The organism is Streptomyces sp. NPDC104814 (assembly GCF_055583185.1).
In genome coordinates this window covers 395,025-413,988 of the sequence record NZ_JBVJOL010000006.1, presented here as the reverse complement: position 1 = coordinate 413,988, position 18,964 = coordinate 395,025, and the positions used below count along the sequence as shown (strand labels likewise).

General features: G+C 71.3%; 15 protein-coding genes and 1 tRNA gene. 6 read left to right on the top strand and 10 right to left on the bottom strand.

Going from position 1 to position 18,964, the window contains the following annotated elements:
• Positions 1-467 precede the first annotated feature (467 nt).
• Positions 468-1,850 (bottom strand): cystathionine beta-synthase, encoded by a 1,383-nt coding sequence (locus tag ACZ64A_RS22510; RefSeq protein ID WP_469812495.1) that lies wholly within the window; start codon positions 1,848-1,850, stop codon positions 468-470.
• Between the two features lie 335 nt (positions 1,851-2,185).
• On the opposite strand from ACZ64A_RS22510, the gene ACZ64A_RS22505 reads away from it, so the two are divergent.
• From ACZ64A_RS22505 to ACZ64A_RS22495, 3 genes are all read left to right on the top strand, one after another.
• A complete protein-coding gene (locus ACZ64A_RS22505) occupies positions 2,186-3,196 on the top strand; it encodes an SGNH/GDSL hydrolase family protein (protein ID WP_469812494.1) in 1,011 nt (336 codons plus the stop codon).
• Between the two features lie 331 nt (positions 3,197-3,527).
• Positions 3,528-4,748, top strand: a complete 1,221-nt coding sequence (locus ACZ64A_RS22500; RefSeq protein WP_469812492.1) for an acetyl-CoA C-acetyltransferase — start codon at positions 3,528-3,530, stop codon at positions 4,746-4,748.
• Positions 4,749-5,019: 271 nt separating this feature from the next.
• Positions 5,020-5,829, top strand: coding sequence for a hypothetical protein (locus ACZ64A_RS22495; protein ID WP_469812491.1), 810 nt, complete (start codon positions 5,020-5,022; stop codon positions 5,827-5,829).
• Positions 5,830-5,863: 34 nt separating this feature from the next.
• On the opposite strand, the gene ACZ64A_RS22490 is transcribed toward ACZ64A_RS22495, so the two are convergent.
• The gene (locus ACZ64A_RS22490) at positions 5,864-6,175 is read right to left on the bottom strand and encodes a hypothetical protein (RefSeq protein ID WP_469812490.1); all 312 of its coding nucleotides are present in this window, start codon (positions 6,173-6,175) and stop codon (positions 5,864-5,866) included.
• A 102-nt stretch (positions 6,176-6,277) separates the two neighbouring features.
• On the opposite strand from ACZ64A_RS22490, the gene ACZ64A_RS22485 reads away from it, so the two are divergent.
• Positions 6,278-6,505, top strand: coding sequence for a DUF4287 domain-containing protein (locus ACZ64A_RS22485; RefSeq protein ID WP_361628545.1), 228 nt, complete (start codon positions 6,278-6,280; stop codon positions 6,503-6,505).
• 115 nt (positions 6,506-6,620) lie between these two features.
• On the opposite strand, the gene ACZ64A_RS22480 is transcribed toward ACZ64A_RS22485, so the two are convergent.
• The 3 genes from ACZ64A_RS22480 to ACZ64A_RS22470 all read right to left on the bottom strand — a co-directional run bounded on the left by ACZ64A_RS22480 (position 6,621) and on the right by ACZ64A_RS22470 (position 9,165).
• On the bottom strand, positions 6,621-7,517 hold the full coding sequence (locus ACZ64A_RS22480) for a Bax inhibitor-1/YccA family protein (protein ID WP_469812489.1): 897 nt from the start codon (positions 7,515-7,517) through the stop codon (positions 6,621-6,623).
• A gap of 228 nt (positions 7,518-7,745) precedes the next feature.
• Entirely contained in the window at positions 7,746-8,921 is a 1,176-nt protein-coding gene (locus ACZ64A_RS22475) for a 4-hydroxybenzoate 3-monooxygenase (protein ID WP_469812488.1), read from the bottom strand.
• Between the two features lie 160 nt (positions 8,922-9,081).
• Positions 9,082-9,165, bottom strand: a tRNA-Leu gene (locus tag ACZ64A_RS22470).
• A gap of 402 nt (positions 9,166-9,567) precedes the next feature.
• Between ACZ64A_RS22470 and ACZ64A_RS22465 the strand changes: the two genes are divergently transcribed.
• The gene (locus ACZ64A_RS22465) at positions 9,568-10,341 is read left to right on the top strand and encodes an ABC transporter ATP-binding protein (protein ID WP_469812487.1); all 774 of its coding nucleotides are present in this window, start codon (positions 9,568-9,570) and stop codon (positions 10,339-10,341) included.
• Positions 10,341-12,872, top strand: coding sequence for an ABC transporter permease (locus tag ACZ64A_RS22460; protein WP_469812486.1), 2,532 nt, complete (start codon positions 10,341-10,343; stop codon positions 12,870-12,872). Before ACZ64A_RS22465 ends, ACZ64A_RS22460 begins: the two co-directional genes overlap by 1 nt.
• 55 nt (positions 12,873-12,927) lie before the next feature.
• Here the strand turns inward: ACZ64A_RS22460 and ACZ64A_RS22455 are convergent, their stop codons facing one another.
• The 5 genes from ACZ64A_RS22455 to ACZ64A_RS22435 form a co-directional block, all read right to left on the bottom strand.
• The gene (locus tag ACZ64A_RS22455) at positions 12,928-14,220 is read right to left on the bottom strand and encodes a class I SAM-dependent methyltransferase (protein ID WP_469812485.1); all 1,293 of its coding nucleotides are present in this window, start codon (positions 14,218-14,220) and stop codon (positions 12,928-12,930) included.
• Positions 14,221-14,433: 213 nt separating this feature from the next.
• Positions 14,434-15,822 carry an NAD(P)/FAD-dependent oxidoreductase gene (locus tag ACZ64A_RS22450; protein WP_361628530.1) on the bottom strand — a complete coding sequence of 463 codons (1,389 nt, stop codon included), beginning with the start codon at positions 15,820-15,822 and terminating at the stop codon, positions 14,434-14,436.
• A 554-nt stretch (positions 15,823-16,376) separates the two neighbouring features.
• Positions 16,377-17,297: a DUF2382 domain-containing protein gene (locus tag ACZ64A_RS22445; RefSeq protein ID WP_469812484.1), complete on the bottom strand. Its 921-nt coding sequence runs from the start codon at positions 17,295-17,297 to the stop codon at positions 16,377-16,379.
• A gap of 167 nt (positions 17,298-17,464) precedes the next feature.
• Entirely contained in the window at positions 17,465-18,406 is a 942-nt protein-coding gene (locus ACZ64A_RS22440; protein ID WP_469812483.1) for a Ppx/GppA phosphatase family protein, read from the bottom strand.
• On the bottom strand, positions 18,403-18,951 hold the full coding sequence (locus ACZ64A_RS22435) for a DUF501 domain-containing protein (protein WP_469812482.1): 549 nt from the start codon (positions 18,949-18,951) through the stop codon (positions 18,403-18,405). Before ACZ64A_RS22435 ends, ACZ64A_RS22440 begins: the two co-directional genes overlap by 4 nt.
• Between the last annotated feature and the right edge of the window lie 13 nt (positions 18,952-18,964).

The following is an 18,964-nucleotide window of genomic DNA, read 5'->3' as shown; positions in this document are numbered from 1 at the left end:
AAAACGTCATGCGCGGGGACGGAAACATCCGGCGCGGGACACGTGGGGACACAAGCGCCGTACACGGCGAAAGGGGCACGCGGCGGGGGAAGTTGTGCGCGGGGACCGCCGCACCCCCGTTGCCGGGGGGCGGGACGACGGCGGTCCCCGCGCGGGGACGCGGGCCGGGTCAGGGCCGGACTCCTGCGTCCGTGGCGTCCGTGGAGGTCCGGGAGCCGCTCCGGAGGTCCGTGACGCCGTTTCACGCCGGTGGGGGGACGGGGAGCCGCTCCCGTTTCCTCCTTGCCGACACCCCCCACTGTGCCGGGCGCGTGTTAAGCCGGTGCTGCGCGGACGTGACACCCGCGTACCACTTCCGCGACAGCCCGATCGGCCCAGGTCACCCCGGGTTCGCCGCCGTCGCCGGCGGTTCACCCGGGGTTCACCGTCCCGTTCAGCCCTTGGCGAGGGTCAGCCCTTGACGGGGTTCAGCCCTTGGCGAGGAAGGCCAGCAGGTCCTGCCGGGAGACGACCCCGGTCGGCTTGCCCTCGACGAGGACGATCGCCGCGTCGGCCTTGCCGAGCACGCTCATCAGGTCCCCGACGGGCTCGCCGGAGCCGACCTGCGGCAGCGGCGCCGACATGTGCTTCTCCAGCGGGTCCTCCAGCGAGGCCCGCTTGCTGAACAGGGCGTCCAGCAGCTCGCGTTCGACGACGGAGCCGACGACCTCGGCGGCCATCACGTCCGGGTGACCGGCGCCCGGCTTGACCACCGGCATCTGCGAGACGCCGTACTCGCGCAGCACCTCGATGGCCTGCCCGACGGTCTCCTCGGGGTGCATGTGCACCAGGGACGGGATGGCGCCGTGCTCCTTGTCGTTGAGCACGTCGGCGACGCGGGCGCTCGGCCCCTCGTCCTCCAGGAAGCCGTAGTCGGCCATCCACTCGTCGTTGAAGATCTTGCTGAGGTAGCCGCGGCCGCTGTCCGGCAGCAGGACGACGACGACGTCGTCCTCGGTGAGCCGTGCGGCCACCTCCAGCGCCGCGACGACCGCCATGCCGCAGGAACCGCCGACGAGCAGGCCCTCCTCCTTGGCGAGGCGGCGGGTCATCTGGAAGGAGTCCTTGTCGGACACGGCGACGATCTCGTCGGCGACGTCACGGTCGTAGGCGGTCGGCCAGAAGTCCTCACCGACGCCCTCGACGAGGTACGGCCGGCCCGAGCCGCCGGAGTAGACGGACCCCTCGGGGTCGGCTCCGACGACCTTCACCCGGCCGTCGCTGGCCTCCTTCAGGTAGCGCCCGGTCCCGGAGATGGTGCCGCCGGTGCCGACGCCCGCCACGAAGTGGGTGATCTTCCCCTCCGTCTGCTCCCACAGCTCGGGGCCGGTGGAGTGGTAGTGGGAGAGCGGGTTGTTGGGGTTGGAGTACTGGTCGGGCTTCCAGGCTCCCGGCGTCTCGCGCACGAGGCGGTCGGAGACGTTGTAGTAGGAGTCGGGGTGCTCCGGCGCCACGGCGGTCGGGCAGACCACGACCTCCGCGCCGTAGGCCCGCAGCACGTTGATCTTGTCGGTGCTCACCTTGTCGGGGCACACGAAGATGCACTTGTAGCCCTTCTGCTGGGCCACGATGGCGAGCCCGACGCCCGTGTTGCCGCTGGTCGGCTCGACGATCGTGCCGCCCGGCTTGAGCTCTCCGCTCTGTTCGGCCGCCTCGATCATGCGCAGGGCGATGCGGTCCTTCACCGACCCGCCCGGGTTGAAGTACTCCACCTTGGCAAGGACGGTCGCCTTGATGCCCTTGGTCACGCTGTTGAGCCGCACCAGCGGGGTGTTGCCGACGAGGCTGATCATCGAGTCGTGGAATTGCACCGTTGTCTCCGGATGCTGCAAAAGATGTGGTCGTGGTGTCCGGCCAGCCTAGGCCCTGTCGCCGGATTCCCGCCGTCCGGCCGGAGGGCGGGCCGTGCGGTGTCTGGTGCGTGCGATCGCAAGGCGCCGGGGCGCCCTCGTGGCGGAGCCACTTGGGCGGTCCGGCAACGCGGCGAGCGTGCGTGCCGGACACCGCACGGCAGGCGGGAATCCGGCGACAGGGCCTATGGCCTGGCGCGCGTCCATGACGGGCGTTCACTCCTGGTGGAGATTGGGCAACGGTCCGTACGGGGCAAGGAGTGGGTGAGGGCGCTTCGAGGAGGTGGCGGCGACGCATGACGAGCATGTCGAGGGCGCGGGTGGCCCGTCGCATCGCGGCGGGCGCCGCCTACGGCGGTGGGGGCATCGGACTGGCGGGCGCGGCCCTGGTCGGTCTGCTGGTCGCCGAGGCCCAGATGGCCCGCCGCCAGGTGAGCAACGGCACCACCAACCACGTGCCGAACGCCGAGGGCCTGTACGGCCTGTCCTACGACACCCCGGGTGAACCCCCGCTGCGGCTGCTGATGCTGGGCGACTCCACCGCCGCCGGGCAGGGCGTCCACCGGGCCGGGCAGACACCGGGCGCGCTGCTGGCGTCCGGGCTCGCCGCGGTCGCCGAGCGCCCGGTGCAGCTGCGCAACGTCGCCCTGCCCGGCGCCCGCTCCGACGACCTGGACCGCCAGGTGGGCGTCGCCCTGGCGGACCCCGCCCTGGTGCCCGACATCTGCGTGATCATGGTCGGCGCGAACGACGTCACCCATCGGATGCCGCCGACCCGCTCGGTACGCCACCTGGCGTCGGCGGTACGGCGGCTGCGCACCGCCGGCGCGGAGGTGGTGGTCGGCACGTGCCCGGACCTCGGCACCATCGAGCCGGTGCAGCAGCCGCTGCGCTGGCTGGCCCGGCGTGCCTCGCGGCAGCTGGCGGCGGCGCAGACGATCGGGGTGGTGGAGCAGGGCGGCCGTACCGTCTCGCTGGGCGATCTGCTGGGCCCGGAGTTCGCGGCGAACCCGCGTGAGCTGTTCGGCCCGGACAGCTACCACCCCTCCGCCGAGGGCTATGCGACGGCGGCGATGGCGGTGCTGCCGACGGTCTGCGCGACGCTGGGCCTGTGGCCGGCGGACGAGGAGCGGCCGGACGTGAGCCGCCGCGAGGGCTTCCTGCCGGTGGCGAAGGCGGCCGCGGAGGCGGCGTCGGAGGCCGGCACGGAGGTGGCGGCGGCCCGGGGCCCCTGGGCCCTGCTGAAGCGCCGGCGCAGGCGCCGGGTCCCGGAAACGGAGCCGCAGCCCGCGACCCCGTCGCCGTAGGCCGCAGGTGCGCCTGGACCCCGTGACGGGGTACCCGGTAGCGCGGTGCGCGGGTCACGCAGCCCGGCGTGACGAGGTGCCCGCGGCTCGAGACGCAGGGCACTGCGGCCCACCCAGGGGCGCGGGGAACTACGCGACCAGCCACCCACCGACCCGCAGCAGACAACGCACCGTCGCCCCACGCACCCCGCCAAGGGAGCCGTCGGCAGACAAAAAGCAAGCGCTTAGAAAGTTGCGGTCAAGGTCACACCACGGCGCCCGTGACCTGACCCCTACGGAGAGGTAACTTCCCAGGAAGTCCGCCCGATCCCCGCAAGCCCATGGAGCCGTGATGCCCGAAGCCGTCATCGTCTCGACCGCCCGCTCCCCCATCGGCCGCGCCTTCAAGGGCTCCCTGAAGGACCTGCGCCCGGACGACCTGACCGCCACCATCATCCAGGCGGCCCTCGCCAAGGTCCCCGAGCTGGACCCCAAGGACATCGACGACCTCATGCTCGGCTGCGGCCTGCCCGGCGGCGAGCAGGGCAACAACCTCGGCCGTATCGTCGCCGTGCAGATGGGCATGGACCACCTGCCCGGCTGCACGGTCACCCGCTACTGCTCCTCCTCCCTGCAGACCTCCCGCATGGCGCTGCACGCCATCAAGGCCGGCGAGGGCGACGTCTTCATCTCGGCCGGTGTCGAGACGGTCTCCCGGTTCACCAAGGGCAACTCCGACAGCCTCCCGGACACGCACAACCCGCTGTTCGCCGAGGCCGAGGCCCGCACCGCCGAGGTCGCCCAGCAGGAGGGCACCACCTGGCACGACCCGCGTGAGGACGGCCTGCTGCCCGACGCGTACATCGCGATGGGCCAGACCGCCGAGAACCTCGCCCGTCTCAAGGGCATCAGCCGCCAGGAGATGGACGAGTTCGGCGTCCGCTCGCAGAACCTCGCCGAGGAAGCCATCAAGAACGGCTTCTGGGAGCGGGAGATCACCCCGGTCACGCTCCCCGACGGCACGGTCGTCTCCAAGGACGACGGCCCCCGCGCCGGCGTCACCCTGGAGGGCGTCCAGGGCCTGAAGCCGGTCTTCCGCCCCGACGGCCTCGTCACCGCAGCCAACTGCTGCCCGCTGAACGACGGCGCCGCCGCGCTCGTCATCATGTCGGACACCAAGGCCCGCGAGCTGGGCCTGACCCCGCTCGCCCGGATCGTCTCCACCGGCGTCTCCGGTCTGTCCCCGGAGATCATGGGCCTCGGCCCGGTCGAGGCGAGCAAGCAGGCGCTGCGGCGCGCCGGTCTGAGCATCGGCGACATCGACCTGGTCGAGATCAACGAGGCGTTCGCCGCCCAGGTGATCCCCTCCTACCAGGACCTCGGCATCGACCTGGACAAGCTGAACGTCAACGGCGGCGCCATCGCCGTCGGCCACCCCTTCGGCATGACCGGCGCCCGCATCACCGGCACGCTCATCAACTCCCTGCAGTGGCACGACAAGCAGTTCGGCCTGGAGACGATGTGCGTCGGCGGCGGCCAGGGCATGGCGATGGTGATCGAGCGCCTCAGCTGAGCCCTGTGTAACCGGCGGGACACCTTGTGTGAGCCCATGGCCCGGAGTCCGCGAACTCACGCGGCTCCGGGCCGTTTTGTGATCCAATCTCCCCCATGATGTGACCTATATCCCTCCGCCAGGGGAAAGCAGCAGGTCATCGTGGTCACACCCGCCACCGACGGCACAACCCCCTGTCCGTTTCGTGACGTTACGCACTGACAACTTGATGGTCCACCCTTCAAGCTGATGTAGGAAGTCGGGGGTCGACTTTGAACCTGGGAGTACGTCAGTGAGCGCCATGCCGATCGCGTTGCTGGTCACCACGGCCGCCACGGGCGCCGTGGGCCTCGCCGTCCTGCGCACCCTCGTGCTGCTGCGCCGGCAGGTGACGGCCCTGCACACACAGCTGACCGGGAACCACTCCGCGACCCACGGGCTGCTGCCCGCCGCCCGCGCCGCGGCCGACGCGGAAGAGATACGCGCCGCCGTGGCCGACGCCCTCGCCGAGGAGCGCGAGCGCGAACTCGCCGAGGCGCGGGCGTTCTGGGCGGCGCAGGAGGCCCGCGACGCCTCCGACGCACCCTCCCTGCTGGGCCTGGCCGACAGCGAGCTGTTTCTGCCCCGCCAGGTGGACTTCGTCGGTCTCGAGCCGGTGACCGAGCACGGCCCGGAGGCCGACGAGTTCTCCCCCAAGGACTTCGTCCAGGGAGGTACCCCCGGCGAGTCCCCGGAACTGGCCGCGGCCCGCCGCCGTCACCCGTCCCACCCGGACTTCGTGCCGATGCAGTCACCGGTCGTCAACGACCATGAGCGCACCGTGGCCGTCCTGGAGGAACTGTCCGCGGACCGCGTCCAGCTGACCGACGTCCGCCCCGGCCCGCTCGGCACGCTCGACGTCTACGTCTTCGCCGACGGCACCACGCTGTGCATGACCCCGGGCCACCGCGAGACCGCGGACCGTCTGGCGGCCGCCCTGCGCGCCGGCGACACCCCGTACCTGCTCGGCGGCTCCGGCATCTCGGGCGCGTACACCCTGACGTTCGCCTGCGGCGAGGACAACGTCTACATCCTGGCGGACCGGGTCATAGCGAGCCTGTGACGCGAGGCCGCACACAACACCCACGAGGGCGGGCTCAGATCCCCGCCCTCTTCTGCGCCTCCTCCACCAGCCGCACCGCCCGCTCCACGTCGGCCCGAGAGCCGAGCACCACCGCCAGATCGCGCCCGGCGACGGTCACCTGATCGGCTGCCGCGAACATCCCCGCGTCGGGCATCTCCCGCGGTTCCTCCCCCGGCGACTCGACCGTCTGCGCCCACCGGGCCAGCTCCCTGGCCAGCGCCAGCGCCTCCGCGGCGGCTCCTCGTTGCAGACGGGACTGCGGTGCTGCCCGCAACCGATCGGCGAAGTGATCAACAGCTCGGATCAGAGACGTCGTATCCACCACGCCGTGAGCCTACGCGCCCGCTCGGGACTGTTGCCAACGAGCGAACACTCAGGCACGGTGACCTGAAGGACCGGCTTACATCCCCTGCGTCCGGAGGCGCCGATGTCCCATGTCCTCTCCGAGGAGACCCACCGCAACATTCTCGCCCGCATCCCCCACTGCACCGGTCGTGAGATCGCCGACTGGCTGCGCACCGTCGAGGAAGGCCCCGCCCTCCGTTTCGAGGAGAAGGTCAGCTGGCTGCGGCACGAGCACAATCTCGCGTACGGCCACGCCAAGGCGATCATCCATGAGTACGAGCTGAGGAGGGCCGCGCGGAAGCTGCGCTGACCGCTCCGCCCCCGCGGGCGAGCACCTCGCGCACCCGCCGGCACACGGCGAAGGGCCCCGGGACTGCCGTCCCGGGGCCCTTCGGCGACATCGGCCGGCGATCCGCCGGCCCGCGTCAGTCGTTGCTGCTGAAGATCGCCACCAGCCGCAGCATCTCCACGTAGATCCACACCAGGGTCATGGTGAGACCGAACGCGGCCAGCCATGCCTCGTTGCGCGGGGCGCCGTAGGCGATGCCGTCCTCGATCTGCTTGAAGTCGAGGGTCAGGAAGAACGCGCCGATCAGGATCGCGATGATGCCCACGACCGCGCCCAGCGGGCCCATGCTGCGCAGACCGCCGTCCTCGGCGACGCCGAACGCCACCAGCAGCAGGTTGACCGCCATGACCACCACGAACGCGATGGCGATGGCCATGCCGATACGGGCGTAGCGCGCCGTGACCCGGATCCAGCCCGCCTTGTAGACGAGCAGGGTGGCGCCGGAGACCGCCATGGTGCCGAGCACCGCCTGGAACGGGGCGCCGCTCCACGCGCTGTTGTACATCTCGCTGATCACGCCGAGGAAGACGCCCTCGAACGCGGCGTAGCCCAGGATCAGCGCGGGCGACGGGGTGCGCTTGAAGCTCTGCACTATCGCCAGGACGAAGGCGACCAGCCCGGAGCCGGCCGCGAGGCCGTAGGAACCGGGCGAGACCGGCAGGACGGCCCAGGCGAGGGCCGCGCAGAGGGCGACCACGCCGAGCGTGGTGGCCGAGCGCAGGACGACGTCGTCCATCGTCATCCGGCCGGTGGTGGCCGGGGCCTGCGGGGCGCCGTACTGAGCGTCCTGCGGGGCGTACGGGTTGGTCGCGTAGGGGTTCTGCGCGTAGGGGTTGCCACCCTGGGCGTACTGACCGCCCTGGGCGTAGGGGTTGCCCTGTGCGTACCCGGCCTGCGGTGCGGTGCTGAAGCCCGCGTAGCCGTTGTCGCGGCTGAACCCCCGTCGCGAGAAGACCGGGTTGCTGCTCCTCATCTCACTCCTCCATGGCCACCGAGCGTGGCCTTGGCTCAAGAGTAATGGAAAGGCAAAGGATCGACCCTAATACCTGGGAAGGATCTTTCCCGCCCTGTGCTGCGCAACACGCTACGCGCAGGGGTGATTCCCGCCACCGCCGGGCCCGGTTCATGACGAAGCCGGTACACGTCCGGAATCGGCCGGAGATCCTCGCGCCCGGCCTCACGCCCGCCTCGCGCCTGGGCCTCAGTCGAGCGGGAAGCCGGTGTACGCCTCGGCGAGGTCGGTCTCGGCGGCGCGATGGGCGGTGATGCGCTCCAGACGGGCCAGCTGGAGCCGGTCGTCGAAGCCGGTGGCGTCGGGGGCGCGGTGCAGCAGGGTCGTCATGTCGTAGGAGAAGCGCTCGGCCTGCCACACGCGGCGCAGGCAGGTCTCGGTGTAGGAGTCGAGCAGGTCCCCGGAGCCGGTGTCGCGCCGGTGGATCAGGGCGCGGGCGAAGGTGACGACGTCGCCGACGGCGAGGTTCAGGCCCTTGGCGCCGGTGGGCGGCACGATGTGCGCGGCGTCCCCGGCGAGGAAGAGGCGGCCGTGGCGCATGGGCTCGTGGACGAAGGAGCGCATGGGCGTGACGGATTTCTGGGTGATCGGGCCACGCTCGAGACGCCAGCCGTCGGCGGTCTCGAAGCGGCGCTCCAGTTCGTCCCAGATCTCCGCCTCGCTCCAGCTCTCCGCGTCGGTGTCCGCGCTCACCTGGAGGTAGAGGCGGCTGAGGGACCGGGAGCGCATGGAGAGCAGGGCGAAGCCGCGGTCGTGGCGGGCGTAGACCAGCTCGTCGTGCGAGGGGGCGACGTCGGCGAGGACGCCGAGCCAGGCGAAGGGGTACGTCCGCTCGAAGACGCGGGACAGCGCGGCGGGGATCGCCTTGCGGGCCACGCCCCAGAAGCCGTCGCAGCCGACGACGTAGTCGCACTCGAGAACCTCCTCGCGCCCCTCGTGGCGGTAGCGCACGCGCGGCCGGTCGGTGTCGGCGTCCTCCACGGCGAGGGCCTCGGCCTCGAACAGCAGCGGACCGCCCTCCTTGAGCTGGAGCGCGACGAGGTCCTTGCACACCTCGGTCTGGGCGTAGACCATCACCGACCTGCCCCCGGTCAGCGCCGGGAAGTCGACGCGGTGGCGCTTGTTGCCGAAGCGCAGCTCGATGCCGTCGTGACGCAGCCCCTCGCGGTCCATGCGCTCGGCGGCGCCGGCCGCGCGCAGGACGTCCACGGTGCCCTGCTCCAGGATCCCGGCGCGCTGGCGCTGTTCGACGTAGGCGCGGTCGCGGCTCTCCAGGACGACCGAGTCGATGCCGGCGGTGTGGAGCAGCCGGGCCAGGAGGAGGCCGGCCGGACCGGCGCCGATGATGCCGACGGTGGTGCGCATCGGGCGTTCCCTTCGCGTGGGCGACACGGCCCCTCGCACGGCCCGTTCGCCTGGTGAAATTTTCTTCACTGACTTAGGGACGTGAGTCTGCGCCCGCCGTCACCCGCTGTCAACGGGTACGCGGGACGCATCGGGGAAGAGTGCGGCCGAGGGTCGGAGGTGCCCGGAGCCGGACTTGAACCGGCACGCCCGCGAAGGGGCAGCGAGGTTTAAGCTCGCCGTGTCTGCATTCCACCATCCGGGCAGGCCATGGGCTCCGCATCGAGACTCCGACCCTATCGGCAGACGTCCCCCGCACAGCGGGCGGGTGACCCGATGTTGTCTTATTTTATTGGCGCCTGAGGGAGCATCAGCCAACGGAACGCGCCGTCCGCACTTGCCAACAGCCTTGCGTGCGGCCCTTTGCCACGTACGCGAAATGACGGAATTTCACCGTACGAACGAGGGTGCGCCACCGGTTCTGACCACCGCCGTCCGGCCCGGCGATCTCAGGGACGGGCGTCATCCCCAGGTATGACACGGCCGCCCCGGGTCCGCCCGCAGACGGCCCACGGAACCGGAACAGCGGGTGACTCCCCGGCGTCGAGCCGCCGGAAGGATGGAACACGTCCCTCGAACATGTCGTTTCCGTGAGGAGAGCTGTCCCGTGACCACCACATCCGTCGCCGGCCGGACCAGTTCCGCCGTGGCCGCACGCGCCACGGACCTGTCGAAGATCTACGGCCAGGGCGAGACCCAGGTGGTCGCCCTCGACCGGGTCTCGGTCGACTTCCACCAGGCCCGGTTCACCGCCATCATGGGCCCCTCCGGCTCCGGCAAGTCCACCCTGATGCACTGCGTCGCGGGTCTGGACACCTTCTCCTCCGGCTCCGTGCGCATCGGCGACACCGAGTTGGGCGCGCTGAAGGACAAGCAGCTGACCAAGCTGCGCCGCGACAAGATCGGCTTCATCTTCCAGGCGTTCAACCTGCTGCCGACGCTGACCGCGCTGGAGAACATCACCCTCCCGATGGACATCGCCGGCCGCAAACCCGACCGGCAGTGGCTGGACTCGGTGATCGGGATGGTCGGCCTGTCGGACCGGCTCGGGCACCGCCCCTCCCAGCTCTCCGGCGGCCAGCAGCAGCGCGTCGCCGTCGCCCGCGCGCTCGCCTCCAAGCCGGACATCATCTTCGGCGACGAGCCCACCGGAAACCTCGACTCCCGCTCCGGCGCCGAGGTCCTCGGCTTCCTGCGCAACTCCGTGCGGGAGCTGGGCCAGACCGTCGTGATGGTCACCCACGACCCGGTCGCCGCCGCCTACGCCGACCGTGTCGTCTTCCTCGCCGACGGCCGCGTCGTCGACGAGATGATCCGCCCCACCGCCGACGCGGTCCTGGATTTCATGAAGCAGTTCGACGCGAAGGGCCGCACCAGCTGATGTTCCGCACCGCGCTGCGCAACGTCCTCGCGCACAAGGCCCGCCTGCTGATGACCGTCCTCGCCGTGATGCTCGGCGTGGCGTTCGTCTCCGGCACCCTCGTCTTCACCGACACCGTCTCCGGCGCCTACGAGAAGAGCTCCGCCAAGGGCTTCGACCACGTCGACGTCGCCGTCGAGCCCCGCTCCAAGGCCGACACCGGCGACACCGTCGGCAAGCGGCCCGAGCTGACCCGGGCGCAGCTGGACACCAGCGCCAAGGTGCCCGGCGCCGCCTCCGCGATCGGCGTCGTCCAGGGCTTCACCGCCATCGCCGACCAGCACGGCAAGCTCATCGGCGGCGGCTTCCGCTCCGAGGGCGGCAACTACTGGGGCACCGAGGACCCGCGCTACCCGCTCGTCGAGGGCCGCGCCCCCACCGGCAAGGACCAGGTCCTCATCGACGAGAAGACCGCCGAGCGGGCCGGCTACGAGGTCGGCGACACCGTGCGCATCTCGGTCGACGGCCCGGTCCTGACCCCGGTGATCACCGGCATCTTCACCACCGACGACGGCAACGTCGCGGCCGGCGGCAGCCTCGCCCTGTTCGACACGGCCACCGCGCAGCGGCTGTTCGGCAAGGCCGGCACCTACGACGAGATCGACGTCAAGGCCGCCCCCGGCACCTCGCAGACCGCCCTGCGGGCGGCACTGGACAAGGCGCTGCCGAAGGACGCCGTGGAGACCACCACCGGCAAGCAGCTCGCCGACGACCAGGCGCGGACGATCTCCGCGCAGATGAGCGGGATGCAGCAGGCGTTGCTGGTCTTCGCCGGCATCGCCCTGTTCGTGGGCACCTTCATCATCGCCAACACCTTCACCATGCTGGTCGCCCAGCGCACCAAGGAACTCGCGCTGCTGCGCGCCGTCGGCGCCTCCCGCCGGCAGGTCACGCGCTCGGTGCTGATCGAGGCGCTGGTGGTCGGCACGGTCGCCGGTGTGGCCGGTCTGGTCGCGGGCATCGGCATCGGCGCCGGACTGAGGTCGCTGATGGGCGCCTTCGACGCGACCGTCCCGGACGGCCCGCTGGTGATCGCCCCCGTCACCGTGGTCGCCGCGCTCGTCGTCGGCGTCGTGGTGACCGTGCTGGCCGCCTGGCTGCCCGCCCGGCGCGCCGCGAAGATCCCGCCGGTGGCGGCGATGAGCAGCGTGCACGCCAAGGCGACCACCAAGTCGCTGGTGCTGCGCAACACCATCGGCGCCCTGTTCGCCGCGGCCGGCGTCGCCGTGGTGCTCGCGGCCACCACGATGTCCGCCGACGCCGCCCAGGCGCCGATGGGGTTCGGCGCGGTGCTGCTCATCATCGGCGTGTTCGTGCTCACCCCGCTGCTGTCCCGCCCGCTGATCGCGGCCGCCGCGCCGCTGCTGCGCGCCTTCGGGGTGTCGGGCAGGCTCGCCCGGCAGAACTCGGTGCGCAACCCGCGCCGTACCGCCGCCACGGCGTCCGCGCTGATGATCGGGCTCACCCTGATCACCGGCATGACGGTCATGGCCGGCAGCCTGCAGACGTCCATCGACAAGATGGCCTCGGCGGCGATCCGCGCCGACTACGTCGTCTCCATGGCGAACGGCAACGAGCTGTCCCCGGACGTCGAGAAGACGCTGCGCACGACCGAGGGCGTCAGGGACGTCAGCCCGCTGCGCAACGCGCCCTCGCGCATCGACGGGCGGACCGAGTACCTGACCGGCGTCCATGGCGCAGCGATCGGCAAGCTCACCGATCTGAAGACCGAGGACGGCTCCTTCACCGTGGGCGGCGATAAGGTCGTCGTCGACCGGGACACCGCGAAGGACCACGGCTGGCGCGCCGGTTCCGGCTTCACCGTGCACTACGAGGACGGCAAGGCGCAGCGGCTGACGGTCGCCGGGGTGTACGAGGGGAACGACATGATCCGCGGGATCATGCTCGACACCGCCGCTCTGACGCCGCACCAGCCGGCCGGGGCCGGTGACATGCAGGTCATGGTGAAGACCGCCGACGGCGCGTCGGCCGCGGCCAAGGACCGCCTCGTGAAGGCACTGGGCGACAACCCGGCGATCAGGGTCCAGGACAAGCAGGACGTCTCCGACGAGATCGCGCAGATCTTCACGCTGATGCTGAACATGCTCTACGGCCTGCTCGGCATGGCGGTGATCGTCGCGGTGCTCGGCGTCATCAACACCCTGGCGATGAGCGTCTTCGAGCGTTCGCAGGAGATCGGCATGCTGCGGGCGATCGGCCTGGACCGCTCGGGCGTCAAGCGGATGGTCCGCCTGGAGTCCCTGGTGATCTCCCTGTTCGGCGGCGTGCTCGGGATCGGCCTCGGCGTGTTCTTCGGCTGGGCGGCCGGTGAGCTGCTCGGCACCAAGATGCCGACGTACGAACTGGTGCTGCCGTGGGCGCGGATGGCGCTGTTCCTGGCGGGGGCCGCCCTGGTGGGTGTCCTGGCCGCCCTGTGGCCGGCCCGCCGCGCGGCGCGCCTGAACATGCTCCAGGCCATCAAGGCCGAGTAGCGGGTACGGCACGGACGGGCCCCGCTTCCTTCCGGGAGCGGGGCCCTGGTGCGTGTCAGTTCCAGGTGCGGGCGCGCAGCGGCATCCCGGAGGTTCCGGAGTCGGGGGTCTTCACGGCGAGGACCTGGTTGACGCCGATGCGGTTGTGTTCGAAGGACAGGGCGGAGGCGGCCATGTACAGCCGCCACACGCGGGCCCGGCCCGGGCTGGTCAGCCGGACCGCGCGGTCCCACTGGGCCTCCAGGTTGGCGACCCAGCCGCGCAGGGTGAGCGCGTAGTGCTCGCGGATCGACTCCACGTCGCGCACCTCGAACCCGGCCCGTTCCAGCTGGGTGACCGTGGTGCCGATGGGCTGCAGTTCGCCGTCGGGGAAGACGTAGGCGTCGATGAAGGCGTCCACGTCGTACGCGCCCTCGTCGCGCTGCGGCCGCCGGCCGATCTGGTGGTTGAGCAGCCGGCCGCCGGGCCTGAGCAGGGCGTGCAGGCTCTGGGCGTACTCCAGATAGCGCTCGGCGCCGACGTGTTCGGCCATGCCGATGGAGGAGATCGCGTCGTAGGGGCCGTCCTGCACGTCCCGGTAGTCCTGCACCCGGATCTCGACGCGGTCGGTCAGGCCCTCGTCGGCGGCCCGTTTGCGGGCGTAGGCGGCCTGCTCCTGGGAGAGGGTGATGCCGACGACGCTCACCCCGTGCTCACGGGCGGCGTGCAGCGCCATGGAGCCCCAGCCGCAGCCGACGTCGAGCAGCCGCTGACCCGGCTTCAGGGCGAGCTTTCTGCTGACCAGTTCGAGCTTGTCGCGCTGGGCGGTCTCCAACGTCGCGTCGGGGGCGGGCCAGTAGGCGCAGGAGTACACCATGGACGGGCCGAGGACCAGCTCGTAGAAGTCGTTGCCGACGTCGTAGTGGTGGCTGATGGCCTTCTTGTCGGTGCGGCGGGTGTGCAGATGGCCGCGGCGCCGGCGGACCTCCTCGGGGGGCGGCGCGGGCGGCAGCGGCGGCCCCGCGAGCTTCACCAGACCGCGTACGGCCTGGCGCACGGACGGGTCGCGCAGGGCCTCGCCGAGGGTCCGCGCGTCCTCGCCGCGGTCCCAGATCAGCTCGGCGAGCAGGTCGAGCGCGGCGTACAGGTCGCCCTCGATCTCCAGGTCGCCGGCCACCCAGGCGCGGGCCAGGCCCAGTTCGCCCGGTTTGAACAGCAGCCGGCGCAGCGCGCGACGGTTGCGCACGACCAGCGTCGGGGCGCCGGGGGGACCGGCCTGTGAGCCGTCCCAGGCGCGGATACGGACCGGGAGCGGCACTCCCAGCAACTGCTCGAGCAGGCGCGTGAGCCGCAGCGCGGCGTCGGCCATGTGCAACACCTCCGTGACTAGCGATCCCGGAATGTCGTGCACCACGTAAACACCTGCGCGGCGCCGCCGCAGTCCCCCACGCGCGTCACGGCTGGGTAAACCCTCCTAAGGGACGGAAACGCCGAAGGGGCCGCCCGCACCACGGATGGCGGGCGGCCCCTTCGGGCTGTTGCGCGGGTGACCGGGAGGGTCAGGAGGCCGTGACCGTCAGGGTCAGGAGGCCTTGGCCTTCTCCTCGGTCTTCACGGCGGCCTTGGCGGGAGCCGGGGCCGGCTTGGCGGCCTCGTAGAACTCCTCGCGCGGGGACTCCAGCGCGCCGAGGGAGACGACCTCGCGCTTGAGGAACATGCCGAGCGTCCAGTCGGCGAAGACCCGGATCTTGCGGTTCCAGGTCGGCATCGCCAGACCGTGGTAGCCGCGGTGCATGTACCAGGCGAGACGGCCCTTGAGCTTGATCTTCATCTTGCCCATGACGATCATCGCGACGCCCTTGTGCAGGCCGAGGCCCGCGACCGCGCCCTTGTTGGCGTGGCTGTACTCCTTCTGCGGGAAGCCCCGCAGGCCGGAGAGGACGTTGTCGCCGAGCACCCGGGCCTGGCGCAGCGCGTGCTGGGCGTTCGGCGGGCACCAGGCGTTCTCGTTGCCGGCCTTGCGGCCGACCAGGTCCGGGACCTGGGCGTTGTCGCCGGCGGCCCAGATGTAGTCGGTGCCCTGCACCTGGAGCGTGGGGGCGCAGTCGACGTGACCGCGCGGGCCCAGCGGCAGGCCGTAGCGGGCCAGCACCGGGTTGGGCTTGACGCCGGCGGTCCACACGATCGTGTTGGCGTCGACCTCGAGGCCGTTCTTCAGCACCACGTGGCCGTCGACGCAGGAGTCCATGGAGGTGGACAGGTAGACCTCGACACCGCGGGACTCGAGGTGCTCCTTGCCGTACTGGCCGAGCTTCGGGCCGACCTCGGGCAGGATCTTGTCGGCGGCGTCGACGAGGATGAAGCGCATGTCCTCGCGGGACACGTTGGTGTAGTACTTGGCCGCGTCCCGGGCCATGTCCTCGACCTCGCCGATGGTCTCGGCGCCGGCGAAGCCACCACCGACGAAGACGAAGGTGAGCGCCTTGCGGCGGATCTCCTCGTCCGTCGTGGAGTCGGCCTTGTCGAGCTGCTCCAGCACGTGGTTGCGCAGGCCGATGGCCTCCTCGATGCCCTTCATGCCGATGCCCTGCTCGGCGAGGCCGGGGATCGGGAAGGTGCGGGAGACCGCGCCGAGCGCGATGACCAGGTAGTCGAAGGGCAGCTCGTATGCCTCGCCGACCAGCGGGGCGATCGTGGCGACCTTGCGGTCCTGGTCGATGGTGGTGACCCGGCCGGTGAGGACCTCCGCCTTGGGAAGCACACGTCGCAGCGGGACGACGACGTGGCGCGGGGAGATGCTGCCGGCGGCGGTTTCGGGGAGGAAGGGCTGGTAGGTCATGTACGACCGGGGGTCGACGACCGTGACGGTCGCCTCTCCGTAGCGCATCTTCTTGAGAATGCGCCGAGCTGCGTACAGGCCTACGTACCCACCGCCTACTACGAGGATCCTGGGACGCTCCGTGGTGCTCATGGCATCGAGTATCCACCCGGTTGGGGGGGGTGGCTCGTGCGCCCCTTCACAAGGTCCGACGGTGCCTGTGCTACACTCCGCGGCCCGCGTGACGCAGGTCATGGCGGTCGACGGGAACCGTTGTCCGGTACAACCCGTTGTCAAGGCCGCGTGAGCTGCCCCTCTGGGTGCCGGACGGCACGGTGAGCGAGCCGCGGGGGCCGGCGGGGCACGTGATCCGAAGGTGCCTCACCCACCCCTTCTGAACATGTTCAAAGGCGAGTTCGGCCCCCGAAGGGGTGATCCGAAGGTGTTCGGGGGGCCTGCGGGACGGAATTCCTTGTGAAGAACTTCACGAACTTTCCCGACGACCTGTCATCCGACGGTTCCCGTGGCCCGCTCAGGCGTGGTCACGGGTGCTCAGGGGAGGACGCTGACCAGGGCCGATCGCGTCCCGCGGCGGGCGTTTCCGGAGGCGCCGGTTCGACTGCCGGGTGCGGTTGCCGCGCCATGGCGCCCGGGGTGCCGGCGGCGGTTGCCCGCCGGCACCCCGGGCGGTCCCCGGGGCCGGATCCCTACCGGTGGCCCGGGCCCATGCCGTCGCGGTCGTCGCGGCCCATACGGTCGGGGCGCCCGCCGGTCTCCTCGGCGCTGCCCTCGATGCGCTCCTTGCGCACCTGTCCGCGCACGGTCTCCTGCTCGGTGTGCTCCTCGGCGGTCAGGCGCACCCGCTCCACCGGCACGGCCTCGGTCTCCACGACCGGCCGCTCCTCGTGCAGGACGACCTCGTGCTCGGCCTCGCCGATGTCCGGGCCGGACAGCGCGGCGTCGCGGTTCGCGTCGGTGATCGGCTCACGTTCGACGCGCACCTCCTCGTGCCGCAGCGGTACGACGCGTTCCTCCTCCTCGGTGACGACGTACTTGCGCAGCCGGGCGCGGCCCACCTCACGGCGCTCCACGCCCACGTGCATCTGCTCCTCGGAGCGCGTCATCGCGTCGTCGTCCGGGCCCCGGCGCGCACCGGCGGCCGCACGGCCCTGCGCCGCACCCGTCGTGCCCGCCGCGGAAGCCGTGCCCGCGGCACCCGCCGCGCCGGCCGTTCCCGCCGCGCCCGCGGTGCCGCCCTGGTGGGCCCAGCCGCCCTCGCCGGGCCGGTTGGCGCGGGACCAGGACTCGTCCCAGTCGAGGCCGTAGTGGTCGTAGAGCCGGTGCTCCTCGTCCTCCGAGAGATGGCCGCCGCCGTCGACGTCGACGTGCGGGGCGTCCTTGACCTTGCTCTTGGAGTACGGGACCTCCGTGTGCCCGTCCACCACCGCGGCGTCACGGATGGGCACGAAGGACTCGCTGCTGCCGAAGAGGCCGGTCTTGACCGACACCCACTCCGGCGCACCGGTCGTGTCGTCGAGGAAGACGTGCTTGGCTTCGCCGATCTTCTTCCCGTCCTCACCGAGGACCGGATGATCCAGGACGGAGGGGATCTGCTCTCTGGTGATCATGTTCGTCTCACCCTTCTTTCGGAGCGACTCCCTTGGCGGGTGCACCATCACAAAAAGGGCGAAACGACCCAATGGCAACAAAGGGCACATACTTTTCGTAAGTGCCCTTTGTGCACGTCAGTGTGGCGTGGTCACATAACTTGCTGTGGTCACACCATGTACCGTGGTCACACCACGGACCAGGCGATGCCGTCCAGGATGTCGTGCTCGCTCACGACGACCTCCTCGGCGCCGATCCGCTCCATGATCGACAGCAGCACCAGGGAGCCCGCCGCGATCACGTCCACCCGGCCGGGGTGCATCGACGGCACCGCCGCGCGCTCGGCGTGCGTGGAGCGCAGCAGCCACTCGGTGATCTCGCGGACCTTGTCCCGGGAGATCCGCGAGTGGTGGATGCGCGCCGAGTCGTACTCGGGCAGCTCCTGGGCGATCGCCGACACGGTCGTCACCGATCCGGCGAGCCCGACCAGCGTGCGCGCCTCGCGCAGCGGAACGCTGCTCTCGGCGAGGTCGAGGGCGGCCTCGATGTCGGCCCGCATGGCCGCGATCTGCTCCTGCGCGGGCGGGTCCGTGACGGCCCCGCCGGCCACCAGGTGCCGTTCCGTCATCCGCACACAGCCGACGTCCACCGAGCGGGCCGCGCGCACGTGTTCCTCGCCGACGACGAACTCCGTGGAGCCGCCGCCGATGTCCACCACCAGGAACGGCCGGTCCAGGTGCTCGTGCCCGGCCAGCTCCCTCGTCGCGCCGGTGAAGGAGAACTCCGCCTCCTGGTCACCGGTGATGACCTCCGGCTCCACGCCGAGGATGTCCATCACACCGCGCACGAACTCGTCGCGGTTCTCCGCGTCGCGGGAGGCCGAGGTGGCCACGAAGCGCAGCCGCTCGGCGCCGTGCTCCTTGATGATCTCCGCGTACTCACGGCACGCGGCGAAGGTGCGCTCCAGCGCCTCGGGGGCGAGGCGCCCGGTGCGGTCGACGCCCTGCCCGAGCCGCACGATCGTCATACGGCGGTCCAGGTCGACCAGTTCGCCGCTCTTCGGGTCGCAGTCGGCGACCAGCAGGCGGATGGAGTTCGTACCGCAGTCGATGGCGGCCACACGGGTCACTGGGCGTCCTCCTCGGTCCCGGCGCCGTCCTGGGCCGGCGTCACGCACGGACCCTTGCGCCACCACTCGGGCAGCATCGCGATGGCCTCGTCGCCGAGCGGGTTGACGCCCGGTCCGGCGGCCAGGGAGTGGGCGACGAGCACGTGCAGGCACTTCACCCGGTCCGGCATGCCGCCGGCGCTCGGGAAGCCGGTCAGCTCCTCGATCTCGTCGCGGCGCCGGATGTAGTCCTCGTGCGCGGCACGGTAGGCGGCGGCCAGCTCCGGGTCGGACTGCAGCCGCTCGGACATCTCCTTCATCACGCCCTCGGCCTCCAGCGTGCCGATCGCGGAGGAGGCCCGGGGGCAGGTCAGGTAGTACAGCGTCGGGAAGGGCGTGCCGTCCGGCAGGCGCGGGGCGGTCTCCACGACGTCGGGCTGCCCGCAGGGGCACCGGTGGGCGATCGCGCGCAGCCCGCGCGGCGGCCGGCCGAGCTGCTGCCCGAAGGCCTCGACGTCCGCGTCGGTGGGTTCGGTGCGCGGGGTGGACGGCGGGGGCGTTTCCACTACGAAGTTCTCT